Consider the following 11,454-nt stretch of genomic DNA (forward strand, 5'->3'; position numbering starts at 1 on the left):
CGGGGAGCTGAGCCGGCCCGCCGATCAGCCCGTCAGGGTGCCCCTCAGGAGGCTGTCACCGGAGTGCTTGGTGTTGTTGTCGTAGCGCTCGGCGGAGACGTCGACCACCGAGTAGCTCTTGAGGTCGACATTCGGGGGCAGGGGCAGCAGAGCGTCCGAGTCGCCACCGAGGGTGCCGATCGAGAACATCTCCATGTTCGTCGGATTGATGAGCCAGACCTCGTAGTACCCCGGCACGCGCGGGAGATTCGCCACATGCAGATGCAATTGGCCGCTCCGCAGAACCCGCGCGTCACCCTGGGCCGACTTCGGCGTCGAGCCGAACGCCGCCAGCGGCGCGCTGGCCAGCACCGCGGGCGGCGGAGCGGGCGCCGGCTCGTCCGGGCGCAGCACCGAAACCGTGCCCACCACGCCGACCGCCGCCGCCGCGACGGCGGTCACCGCGGTGGCCGCCCAGCGCGACCAGCCGGCACGCCGACGTACCTGTGACCTGCGGCCCACTCCGGGGTCTCCCGCCACACCCGCCCCCAAGAGGCGGGCCTCGGTCAGCGACGGCACGACCTCGGCAGCCCTGATCTCGGCCGCGATGCCCTGCCAGATGTGCTCCGGCGGGTCGGGCAGATCACCCAGGCCCTGCGTCTCCACGCCGAGCCCGGCCACCTGTCGCAGGGACGTCAGCTCCGTACGGCAGTGCGCGCAGGTGTCGAGGTGGGTGCTCTCCCCGTCGTCCGCATCGCTCTCACCGAGCGCCAGAAAAACCAGCCGCTCGTGCTCCAGGTGCTGCACCGTCCACCTCCCATCTGCGTTTCAAGCTCGCCATGCCGCGTCGGATGTGACTCTTCACGGTGCCCAGCGGCACCCCCGTCACCGTGGCTATCTGCTGGTGTGTCAGGTCGTCGTAGAAGGCCAGCTCCAGCATGCGTCGCTGGTCGTCGGGCAGGCGTGCCAGCTCGTCCGCGATCACCAGCCGGTCCACCACCCGGTCCGGATCCGGGACGGTCTGCGCCGGCTCGGGCAACTGCCGGACCGTCTCCACCACGCGGGTCTCCCGTGCGCTGGCCCGCATCCGGTCGATCACCTTGCGCCGGCCGATGCCGAGCAGCCAACCGATCAACGAACCCTTGGCCGGATCGAAGGTGTCCCTGCCCAGCCAGGCGGCCACGAACGTCGCCTGGGTCACGTCCTCGGCGTCGGCGCGGTTGGCCAGCATGGAGGTGGCCAGGTGGAGCACGGCGCGGCCGTAGCGGTCGTACGCCTCGCGCAGCGCCACCTCGTCGCCGGACCGGAACCGGGGCGCGAGGTCGTCCACCGGGGGGTCCGGTTGCTGCGGTAACGCCGTCATCGGGCGGCCAGCCTTCGATGGGGCATGCCCGACTGTAGCTGCCACAGCCTCCGCCCCACTCTCCCGGTCGATGTCATCTCACCAGCTCTTCGTCCGCCGAGCCCGATCCGGATGCGGTCGGAGCCGGAAAAAGAAAGCGCGTCGCGGGCGCATCCACCCGTCGCGGAGCCGGCGTAACCCGTTCTGCAAGCCAGGCCTGACGAATCAGCACCAATCACCAGGAGGCAGACATGCAGCTCTCGTACTTCCGTCGGGTCGCCGCGGGCGGCGCCGTCGCCGCGTTGGCCTTCGCCGGCGTCGCCGCGTTCACCGCCACCCCCGCGTACGCCGCCACCTCGAAGGTCTCGGTCGTGCACGGCATCCCGGACACCCCGGTCGACGTCTACGTCAACGGCAAGAAGACGCTCGACAACTTCAAGCCCGGTGACGTGGCCGGCCCGCTGAACCTGGCCGAGGGCGAGTACGACATCGCCCTCACCAAGCCGGGTGACCCGGTCGGCAGCGCGATCCTCACTGTCGACAACGCCGAGGTGCCGGGCGGGGCGAACATCAGCCTCGCCGCCCACCTCGACGCCGCAGGCAAGCCGAAGATCACGCCGTTCGTGAACGACGTCTCGAAGGTCGATGCCGGCAAGGCTCGGCTGATCGTCCGGCACACCGCCGCCGCCCCGGCGGTCGACGTGCGCGCCGGTGGCACCCCGGTCTTCAAGGGCCTGACCAACCCGAAGGAGGCGAAGGCCGACGTCGACGCCGGCACGGTGAAGGCGGACGTGGTGCTTGCCGGCACCGACACCGTGGCCATCGGCCCGGCGGACCTCAACCTCAAGGAGGGCACCGCGACGATCGTCTACGCCATCGGCTCCGCCGAGGGCAAGAGCCTCGACGTGGTGGCCCAGACGATCACCGGCCTGCACTCCGCCCCGGGCGGCGTGCCCAGCGGTGACGGCGGCCAGGCGGGCACCGGCGTGCAGACCTGGTGGTACGCGCTCACCGGTGCCGGCGTACTCCTGCTGCTCGGTGGTGGGGTGCGGATGGCGACCGCGCGGACCGGTCGCAAGTGACGGTGCGCAACCGCGGCGCGCTGGCGGCCCTGGCCGCCGGCGTTGCCGCGCTCACCGTCGCCACCCTGGTGGCGTGCAACTCCCAGCCGGCGGGGAACGTCGGCGCCGAGGAGGCGAGCACGCTGGCCGCCAGCGCGACCCCCTCGGCCGTCGGCGGCGACCCGTCGGTGCCGGTGACCGCGGGCGAGCTGCCCGCCGGCGCCCGGATCGTCCCGCCGGTCCGACTGGTGATCCCCGAGATCGACGTCACCGCCACTGTCAACGCGGTAGGCATCAACGAGCGGACCAACGAGTTCGAGGTGCCGCCGAGCGTCGACGAGATCGGCTGGTACCGCTACGGCCCCGGCCTGGAGGCGGGCGCCGGATCGGTGGTCATCGCCGGTCACGTGGACAGCGCCAAGCAGGGCAGGGGTGCGTTCTTCCGGCTGCGCGAACTGGACCAGGGCGACACTCTGACCGCGACCGGCAGCGACGGCAGGGCACGCAAGTACCGGGTCGTCGCCCGGGAGGAGTACGCCAAGACCAGGATCCCGCTGGAGCGGTACTTCGCCCGCGACGGCAAGCCCCGACTGACTCTGATCACCTGCGGCGGGCCGTTCGACGCCAAGGCCCGCAAGTATCGCGACAACATCGTCGTCACGGCGGTGCCCGCCTGACCGGCGCGCCGGGGCGGGCGGAGTCCTCCGCCCGCCCCGGGGTCCCCTCCGGCATTCGGCCCCCGACCCCTCGGCCGTACGCTGAACGGTGATGGCTTACCTGGATCACGCGGCGACGACTCCGATGCTCGACGAGGCACTGGAGGCGTACGTCGCTACCGCCCGCGAGGTCGGCAACGCGTCTTCCCTGCACGCGGCGGGTCGTCGTGCCCGTCGCCGGGTCGAGGAGTCGCGCGAGCGGGTGGCCGCCGTGCTCGGCGCCCGACCGTCCGAAGTGATCTTCACCGGTGGGGGCACGGAGAGCGACAACCTCGCGGTCAAGGGCATCTTCTGGGCCCGCCGGGCCGCCGGCCCCGACCGCCGCCGGGTGATCTCCAGCGCCGTCGAGCACCACGCCGTGCTGGACTCGGTCGACTGGCTCGTCGAGCACGAGAGCGCCGAGGTCGGCTGGCTGCCGGTGGACCCCACGGGCCGCCTCGACCCGGAGGACCTGCGCGCCGAGCTGACCGCGCACGCCGATCAGGTGGCAGTGGTCACCGCGATGTGGGCCAACAACGAGGTCGGCACGGTGCAGCCGGTGGCCGAGTTGGCGGCCGTCGCCGCCGAGCACGGTGTGCCCTTCCACACCGACGCCATCCAGGCCGTCGGGCAGGTGCCCGTCGACTTCGCCGCCAGCGGGGCCGCCGCGCTGACCGTCACCGGGCACAAGCTTGGCGGTCCGACCGGGGTGGGCGCGCTGCTGCTAGGCCGGGACGTGGCGGCCGTACCGCTGCTGCACGGCGGCGGCCAGGAACGCGACGTCCGTTCCGGCACGCTGGACACCCCCGGCATCGTCGCCTTCGCGGTCGCCGTCGAGACGGCGGTGAAGGGCCAGCAGGAGTACGCGGCCCGGGTGGCCGCGCTCCGCGACGACCTGATCGAGCGGGTGCGCCGGGCGGTGCCCGAGGTGGTCTACAACGGTGATCCGACCGACCGGCTGCCCGGCAACGCGCACTTCTCCTTCCCGGGCTGCGAGGGCGACGCCCTGCTGCTCCTGCTGGACGCCCAGGGCATCGCCTGCTCGACGGGTTCGGCCTGCTCGGCCGGGGTGGCCCAGCCCTCGCACGTACTGCTGGCGATGGGCGCCGACGACGACCGCGCCCGTTCCTCGCTGCGTTTCACCCTCGGCCACACCAGCACCCAGGCCGACGTGGACGCCCTCGTCGCGGCCCTGCCGGCAGCCGTGGAACGCGCCCGCCGAGCAGCAGCCCCCCGCACCCCCCGCTAACACCCACCGGCCCCGCCCCGGCCCCCCCGGGCCCCGCCCCGGCCCGGCCCCGCCCCCCCGCCCCCGCCTCGTCGATCATGAAGTTATTGCCCCGTGGATCGGCGTGTCGTGGCGATAACTTCATGATCGACGGGGTGTGGCGGGTGTGTGGCGGGGTGGCGGGGTATGGCGGTGTGGCGGGGTGTTCCGGGGTGTGGCGGTGTTTGCGGGTTGGAGGGTGCGCGGGCTGGGGGATGGGGGTTGGGGTGGCGGGGTGGATAGGGTTGGGGTTGGCCTGTGGGCAGGGGGGTTAGCTGGTGAGGGTTCTGGCGGCGATGTCGGGCGGGGTGGACTCGGCCGTGGCGGCGGCGCGGGCGGTGGCGGCCGGGCATGACGTGACAGGCGTGCACCTGGCGCTGGCCCGCAACCCGCAGACGTACCGGACCGGTGCACGCGGCTGCTGCACCCTGGAGGATTCCCGGGACGCCCGCCGGGCCGCTGACGTGATCGGCATCCCCTTCTACGTGTGGGACATGGCCGACCGCTTCCACGAGGACGTCGTCGACGACTTCGTGGCCGAGTACGCCGCTGGTCGTACGCCGAATCCGTGCCTGCGCTGCAACGAGAAGATCAAGTTTGCGGCGGTGCTGGACCGGGCGGTGGCCCTGGGCTTCGACGCGGTGGTCACCGGCCACCACGCCCGCCTCGGCCCGGACGGCCTGCTGCGCCGCAGCGTCGACGTCGCCAAGGACCAGTCGTACGTGCTGGCGGTCCTCACCCGCGAGCAGCTGGACCGGTCGATGTTTCCGCTCGGCGACTCGACCAAGGCGCAGGTCCGCGCGGAGGCCGCCGAGCGTGGCCTGGCGGTGGCCGACAAGCCGGACTCGCACGACATCTGCTTCATCGCCGACGGCGACACCCGCGGCTTCTTGGCCGGCCGGCTCGGTGAGGCGCCCGGCGACGTCGTCGACGCGAGCACCGGCGCGGTGGTCGGCAGCCACACCGGCGCGTACGCCTACACGGTGGGTCAGCGGCGCGGTCTGCACCTGGACCGACCCGCCCCCGACGGTCGGCCACGCTACGTGCTCTCGATCACGCCCAAGACCAACACGGTGACGGTCGGCCCGGCCGAGGCGCTGGAGGTGTCCAGGGTTCGGGCCACCCGGCCGGTGTGGACCGGTGGCCCTCGCCCGGACACGCCTGTCGAGTGCGAGGTGCAGTTGCGCGCGCACGGTGACGTGGTGCCGGCGACCGTCGACCTCGACGGCGACACGCTGCACGCCGAGCTGCGTCGGCCGGTCCGCGGTGTCGCCGCCGGTCAGGCCGTGGTGGCGTACCGCCCGGACCCGGCCGGCGACATCGTCCTCGGCTCCGCGACCATCACCGGCTGACCGAGCGACCGCCGATTGGCCGGGTCGTGGGCGTCGCGGCGCTGGTGCGCGGGCGTCGCGGGGCCGGCGCGGCGCGGTCGCCGAGCGGTCGGCGCGTCCAGCGGGATAGCCTTCGGCCGTGACAGATCAGGCGTGGCCCTGGCCGGCCGGCGCGGCGACCGGTATCGGCTCGCTGCCCGGCACCGACATCGCCGAGGCCCAGCGGGTGGTCCTCGGTGAGCTTCCCGAGCTGCCGCACCTGCCCGAGCTGCCGGCGCGCGGCCCCGGAGCCGACCTGATCGGCCGCAGCGCCGGGCTGCTGGTCGAGCTGCCCGTCGAGCTCTACACCGGGCGGTGGCGGGTCGCCCCCCGCCCCGGCCGTGACCTGCGCCGGGCCCGCGACCTGATGGAACGCGACCTGGACCAGCTCGCCGAGCAGGCCGAGGGGTACGCCGGCCCGATCAAGGTGCAGGCCGCCGGCCCACTCACCCTGGCCGCCTCCCTGGAGCTGCCGATCGGCGGCCGGCTGCTGCGTGACCCCGGCGCCGTCCGCGACCTCACCGGCTCCCTCGCCGAGGGGCTGCGCGGGCACGTCGCGGCGGTCGCCCGGCGGCTGCCCGGAGCATCGGTGCTGCTGCAACTGGACGAGCCGTCGCTGCCGACCGTGCTGGCCGGACGGGTGCCCACCGAGAGCGGCCTGGGCGCGTACCGGGCTGTGGACTCAGCGGACGCGGCCGCCCTGCTGCGCACGGTCGTCGACGCGGTGGGCGTACCCACGATCGTGCACTGCTGCGCCCCGCAGGTGCCGCTGGAACTGATCCGCTCCAGCGGCGCCGTAGCTGTCGCCCTCGACCTCGACCTGGTCACCGACCTGGACCCGCTGGGTGAGGCCATTGACGCGGGCCTCGGACTGCTGGCCGGTGCCGCGCCGACCCGGCCGCCGTCGGCCGGTGGCGCACCGACCTCCGCGCAGATCGCCGACCGGGTACGCCAGATCTGGGACCGCCTCGGCTTTCCCCGCCGACAGCTCGCCGAGCAGGTGGTCGTCACCCCGGCCTGCGGCCTCGCCGGCGCCACCCCGCAGTACGCCCGGGCGGTGCTCGCAGCCTGTCGGGACGCCGGCCGCCGGTTCTTAGAGGAGTGACGTTTTCCTGTCGTACCGGCGGGGCACGATGACGGTCATGATTGGACAGCTTCGTTCAGTGGTGATCGACTGCCCCGATCCGCGGGCGTTGGCGGCGTTCTACTCCGAGCTGCTCGGCGTGCCCTTCGCCGAGGGCGACTCCGATGACGACTGGGTCGTGCTGGGCGGCCCACCCGGCCACCAGCCGCGTCTCGCCTTCCAGCAGGCGCTCAACCTGCGGCCGCCGGCGTGGCCCGACCCGGAGCGCCCGCAGCAGTTCCACCTGGACGTGACGGTGGCCGACATCGAGAGCGCCGAGAAGGCGGCGCTCGCACTCGGCGCTCGGCGGCTGCCCGGCGAGGGCGAGGGCTTCCGGGTCTACGCCGATCCGGCCGGTCACCCGTTCTGTCTCTGCTGGGACTGACCATGGCGTGGGTTGCGGCGGCCCGGCATCATGGCCGCCGTGATCGACTCCATCCCGCTGCGCGCCACCGGCTCGCTCTTCGGTCTCGCCTACGGCGACGCCCTGGGCAAGCCCACCGAGTTCCTGACCGTCGCCGAGATCCAGCGTCGCTACGGCCCGACCGGCCCGCGTGAGCTGACCGGGGAGCCGGCGCTGGTCACGGACGACACCCAGATGGCGCTGGCGGTGGGCTGGGCGCTGCGCGAGGCGTCGTCGCTGACTCCGGAGGTGGTCGAGCCGCTGCTACGGCGGCGTTTCGTGGCCTGGTCGGTCAGCCCGGACAACAACCGCGCTCCCGGGATGACCTGCCTGCGTGCCTGCGCCGACCTCGGCCGAGGGCTGCGCTGGCAGGAGGCGACCGTGGCCGACTCGAAGGGCTGCGGCGCCAACATGCGCGTGACGCCGGTGGGCTTGCTGGACGCCGACCCCGACACGCTGGCCGGGTTGGCCCAGTTGCAGGCCGGGCTGACCCACGGCCACCCGACCGGGTTGGCGGCCAGCGAGCTCACCGCGTACGCGATCTTCGCCGTGCGTGGTGGTGCCGCGCTGGCGGAGCTACCCGCGCTCCTCATCGAGCGGGCGCGGTCCCAGCGCCGGGTCTACCGGGAGCGGTGGCTGGGTGATCTCTGGCAGCGCGCCGGCTCGTCTTCTCCAGCCGACTTCATCGCCCCGGGGTGGGACGAGTGCCTGGCGGCGCTGCGTCGGCTGACCGCCGCCCTCGGCGAGCCGGACGACGGCGGCGACCCGTGCCGGGTCACCGGTGAGGGCTGGGTGGCCGAGGAGGCGCTGGCCACCGCACTGTTCTGCGCCGTACGCCACGCCGACGACCCGGTCGCGGCTCTGGCCCGGGGAGCGACCACCGCCGGCGACTCCGACTCGATCGCCGCCCTGGCCGGCGCCTTCGTGGGCGCGGCCACCGGAACGGCTGCCTGGCCGCGCGACTGGGCCGACCGCATCGAGTACGCCGACCAGCTCGCCACTCTCGGCGCGGCCTGGGACTGACCGGCCGTCCCTCGACGCCTCGGCCGGTCAGTGATCCACTCGGATTCCTGGAAGTCGCGGTGTTGCTGGCGGGCGGATGCCCCGGATTCCTGGAAGCCGAGTGGATCATGGCCCGGCCCGGCCATGGCCCGGCCCGCTGTCAGCTGGCGGGTAGGTGGCGCAGGTTGCGGACCTTCCGCCACAGATCGGCGTCACAGCGGCCGGCGCGGTCGGCGAAGTCGGCCGAGCTGATCCGGGTCGGCTCGGTCAGGCTCAGGTAGCTGTCGTGCTCGGCATCGGGATCCCAGTCCCGGGTGGGAATCCGGACGTGGTCGTCCCGGTCGCTCTTGTCCTGGCTGGTGATCTTCAGGACGTCAGCGCCCCGGGAATCGGCGCGCAGCACCAGACAGGGGCGGACCTTCGAGCCGCTGCCGTCGGCGTACGGCACGTCGGCCCACCAGATCTCGCCGGCCGTCGGCGTGCCGGTCGCGCCCTGAGTGTCGCGGGAGCGTTGCGTGGTGGCCTGTCGATCGGTGCCGCGTGGCCTCGGCGGCGCGGGACGGCGACCACCCGTTCGGGTCGGGGTGCCGCGCCCGGGTCGGTCGGCCGAACGCCGGCTGGTCACCCGATGCCGCCAGCTGTTCCACGCCCAGCCGGCGGCCACCGCCAGCAGGATCGCCGCCGCCCAGAGCAACGCCTCGGTCATCGCCACCTCCGCGTCAGTGCGGCAGGTACGCCGCGTGGTGCGGCACGTGCGCCGCGTCAGTGCGGCGATCGTCGCACGCCACCGCCCACGCCGCCCGAGGACCACACCGCGAACGTCGATGCCTTCGTGATGATCAACTCCGGGTCGGCGACGGTGCGGTATCCCGGCGTCCGGACACCCCCATCTCGCCGACCTGGAGTCGATCAGGTGCACGGCCGACCGGTTCGGAGGTCGCTGCGGACGCAGGTGGGCGTCGGATTGTCACCCCGGACCGATACCGTGCCTTAAGTAGCGTGATTCAGGGGGGTCGCAGGCGTGTCCGAAGGTGGCGGGGTGTCCGAGGAGCAAATCGGTCAACAGGTCAGCCCGGCTCAGGAGGCGGCGGCCGGCGCGGAGCCGACGCCGCAGGCGCGGGAGCGGCACGCCACCCTCAGCCGGGAGCTGACCGAGCATCAATACCGCTACTACGTGCTGGACTCGCCGATCATCACCGACGCCGAGTTCGACAAGCAGTTGCGCGAGCTGGAGGCGTTGGAGGAGGAGTTCCCGGCGCTGCGCACGCCGGATTCGCCGACCCAGCGGGTGGGTGGCACGTTCTCCACCGACTTCACCCCGGTCACCCACGCCGAGCGGATGCTCTCGCTCGACAACGCCTTCGCCGACGAAGAGCTGGCGGCCTGGGCCGAGCGTGTCGAGCGGGACGCGGGCGGGCCGGTGCCCTACCTCTGCGAGTTGAAGGTCGACGGTCTGGCGATCAACCTCACCTACGAGGCCGGCCGACTGGTCCGGGCCGCCACCCGGGGTGACGGCCGCACCGGCGAGGACGTCACCGCCAACGTGCGCAGCATTCAAGGCGTGCCCGGCCAGCTCGCGCCGTCCGCCGAGTTCCCGACGCTGCCCGAGCTGCTGGAGGTCCGGGGCGAGATCTACTTCCCGGTGGCCGCGTTCGCCGACCTCAACGCGAGCCTGGTCGAGCAGGGGCGGGCACCGTTCGCCAACCCGCGCAACGCCGCCGCCGGCAGCCTGCGGCAGAAGGACCCCCGGGTCACCGCCTCACGACCGCTGCGTCTCGTCGTGCACGGCATCGGCGCCCGCCGGGGCTTCCAGCCCACCGCGCAGTCCGAGTCGTACGCGGCGCTGAAGGCGTGGGGGCTGCCGACGAGCGACAGGTGGCGGGTCGTCCCGGACCTGTCCGGCGTAGCGGAATACATCGCCTACTACGCCGAGCACCGGCACGACGTCGAGCACGAGATCGACGGTGTGGTGGTCAAGGTCGACCCGGTCTCCATCCAGGGTCGCCTGGGCTCGACCAGCCGTGCCCCACGCTGGGCGATCGCCTTCAAGTACCCGCCGGAGGAGGTCACCACCAAGCTGCTCGACATCGACGTCAACGTGGGGCGTACGGGTCGGGTCACCCCGTTCGCCGTCCTCGAACCGGTGCGGGTGGCCGGCTCCACAGTGGCGCTCGCCACCCTGCACAACGCCCGCGAGGTCGAGCGCAAGGGCGTGCTGATCGGCGACACGGTCGTGCTGCGCAAGGCCGGCGACGTGATCCCCGAGGTGCTCGGCCCGGTGGTCGACCTGCGACCCGCCGACGCCCGCCCGTTCGTCATGCCTACCACCTGCCCGGCCTGCGGCACCCCGCTCGCGCCGTCGAAGGAGGGCGATGTCGACATCCGGTGCCCCAACACCCGCAGTTGCCCGGCACAGCTGCGCGAGCGGGTGTTCCACCTCGCCGGTCGTGGCGCGTTCGACATCGAGGTCCTGGGCTACAAGGGCGCGGCGGCACTGCTGGACGCGGAGATCATCGCCGACGAGGGTGACCTCTTCCAGCTCGACGCCGACCAGCTCTCCCGGTCGCCGTTCTTCGTCAACAAGGACGGCAGCCTCGGCAGCAACGCGGTCAAGCTGCTCGACAATCTGGCCGTCGCCCGGGAACGGGACCTGTGGCGGGTGCTGGTGGCGCTCTCCATCCGGCATGTCGGCCCCACCGCCGCCCAGGCGCTGGCCCGACACTTCCGCTCGATGGAGGCCATCGACGCCGCCAGCGAGGAGGAGCTGTCCTCGGTCGACGGGGTCGGGCCGACCATCGCGGCCAGCATCCGGGAGTGGTTCGCCGTGGACTGGCACCGCGAGGTGGTCCGCAAGTGGGCCGAGGCGGGCGTACGGATGGCCGAGGAGGCAGTCGACGAGGGTCCGCGCCCGTTGGAGGGGTTGACAGTCGTGGTGACCGGCACCCTCGCCGGCTTCTCGCGGGACCAGGCCGCCGAGGCCGTGCAGACCAGGGGCGGCAAGGTCAGCGGGTCGGTCTCCAAGAAGACGAGCTTCGTCGTCGTGGGAGACAACCCGGGGTCCAAGGCCGACAAGGCGGCCAGCCTCAAGGTGCCGGTGCTCGACGAGGACGGGTTCCGGGTGCTGCTGGACGCGGGTCCGGAGGCCGCGCGGGAGGTCGCCCGGGTGGAGGGCTGACCGCGGTGGCGCACCCGCGCGGTGGCCGTCGCGTATA

General features: G+C 73.1%; 11 protein-coding genes. 8 read left to right on the top strand and 3 right to left on the bottom strand.

The genetic code is table 11. From position 1 onward, the window contains the following. Positions 1-24: 24 nt before the first annotated feature. A complete protein-coding gene (locus AB0K10_RS02595) occupies positions 25-786 on the bottom strand; it encodes an anti-sigma factor (RefSeq protein WP_363679215.1) in 762 nt (253 codons plus the stop codon). Beyond that, complete coding sequence (locus tag AB0K10_RS02600) at positions 740-1,342, bottom strand: sigma-70 family RNA polymerase sigma factor (RefSeq protein WP_363679217.1); 603 nt, start codon at positions 1,340-1,342, stop codon at positions 740-742. Before AB0K10_RS02600 ends, AB0K10_RS02595 begins: the two co-directional genes overlap by 47 nt. A gap of 230 nt (positions 1,343-1,572) precedes the next feature. Between AB0K10_RS02600 and AB0K10_RS02605 the strand changes: the two genes are divergently transcribed. The 7 genes from AB0K10_RS02605 (at position 1,573) to AB0K10_RS02635 (ending at position 8,263) form a co-directional block, all read left to right on the top strand. After that, positions 1,573-2,403, top strand: a complete 831-nt coding sequence (locus AB0K10_RS02605; protein ID WP_363679219.1) for a DUF4397 domain-containing protein — start codon at positions 1,573-1,575, stop codon at positions 2,401-2,403. Then, positions 2,400-3,059 (top strand): class F sortase, encoded by a 660-nt coding sequence (locus AB0K10_RS02610; RefSeq protein WP_363679221.1) that lies wholly within the window; start codon positions 2,400-2,402, stop codon positions 3,057-3,059. Before AB0K10_RS02605 ends, AB0K10_RS02610 begins: the two co-directional genes overlap by 4 nt. Before the next feature lie 91 nt (positions 3,060-3,150). Beyond that, positions 3,151-4,326 (top strand): cysteine desulfurase family protein, encoded by a 1,176-nt coding sequence (locus tag AB0K10_RS02615; RefSeq protein WP_363679223.1) that lies wholly within the window; start codon positions 3,151-3,153, stop codon positions 4,324-4,326. 296 nt (positions 4,327-4,622) lie between these two features. Next, entirely contained in the window at positions 4,623-5,696 is a 1,074-nt protein-coding gene (mnmA, locus tag AB0K10_RS02620; RefSeq protein WP_363679225.1) for a tRNA 2-thiouridine(34) synthase MnmA, read from the top strand. Between the two features lie 118 nt (positions 5,697-5,814). Continuing rightward, positions 5,815-6,819: a methionine synthase gene (locus tag AB0K10_RS02625; RefSeq protein ID WP_363679227.1), complete on the top strand. Its 1,005-nt coding sequence runs from the start codon at positions 5,815-5,817 to the stop codon at positions 6,817-6,819. Between the two features lie 37 nt (positions 6,820-6,856). Further along, on the top strand, positions 6,857-7,222 hold the full coding sequence (locus AB0K10_RS02630) for a VOC family protein (RefSeq protein ID WP_363679229.1): 366 nt from the start codon (positions 6,857-6,859) through the stop codon (positions 7,220-7,222). 30 nt (positions 7,223-7,252) lie between these two features. Continuing rightward, complete coding sequence (locus AB0K10_RS02635; RefSeq protein ID WP_363679231.1) at positions 7,253-8,263, top strand: ADP-ribosylglycohydrolase family protein; 1,011 nt, start codon at positions 7,253-7,255, stop codon at positions 8,261-8,263. A 139-nt stretch (positions 8,264-8,402) separates the two neighbouring features. Here the strand turns inward: AB0K10_RS02635 and AB0K10_RS02640 are convergent, their stop codons facing one another. After that, the gene (locus AB0K10_RS02640; protein WP_363679233.1) at positions 8,403-8,948 is read right to left on the bottom strand and encodes a type II toxin-antitoxin system PemK/MazF family toxin; all 546 of its coding nucleotides are present in this window, start codon (positions 8,946-8,948) and stop codon (positions 8,403-8,405) included. Positions 8,949-9,281: 333 nt separating this feature from the next. Here AB0K10_RS02640 and ligA point away from each other — a divergent pair, with 333 nt between their 5' ends. Next, the gene (ligA, locus tag AB0K10_RS02645; RefSeq protein WP_363679235.1) at positions 9,282-11,417 is read left to right on the top strand and encodes an NAD-dependent DNA ligase LigA; all 2,136 of its coding nucleotides are present in this window, start codon (positions 9,282-9,284) and stop codon (positions 11,415-11,417) included. The last annotated feature ends 37 nt before the right edge of the window (positions 11,418-11,454 follow it).

This window comes from Micromonospora sp. NPDC049274, assembly GCF_040678875.1.
GTDB lineage: Bacteria > Actinomycetota > Actinomycetes > Mycobacteriales > Micromonosporaceae > Micromonospora.

Bases quoted from the DNA above. Each gene is read 5' to 3' on its own strand.
- AB0K10_RS02600 (WP_363679217.1), bottom strand. From the start codon at position 1,342: ATGACGGCGTTACCGCAGCAACCGGACCCCCCGGTGGACGACCTCGCG.
- AB0K10_RS02605 (WP_363679219.1), top strand. From the start codon at position 1,573: ATGCAGCTCTCGTACTTCCGTCGGGTCGCCGCGGGCGGCGCCGTCGCC.
- AB0K10_RS02615 (WP_363679223.1), top strand. From the start codon at position 3,151: ATGGCTTACCTGGATCACGCGGCGACGACTCCGATGCTCGACGAGGCA.
- AB0K10_RS02630 (WP_363679229.1), top strand. From the start codon at position 6,857: ATGATTGGACAGCTTCGTTCAGTGGTGATCGACTGCCCCGATCCGCGG.
- AB0K10_RS02635 (WP_363679231.1), top strand. From the start codon at position 7,253: ATGGCCGCCGTGATCGACTCCATCCCGCTGCGCGCCACCGGCTCGCTC.
- AB0K10_RS02640 (WP_363679233.1), bottom strand. From the start codon at position 8,948: ATGACCGAGGCGTTGCTCTGGGCGGCGGCGATCCTGCTGGCGGTGGCC.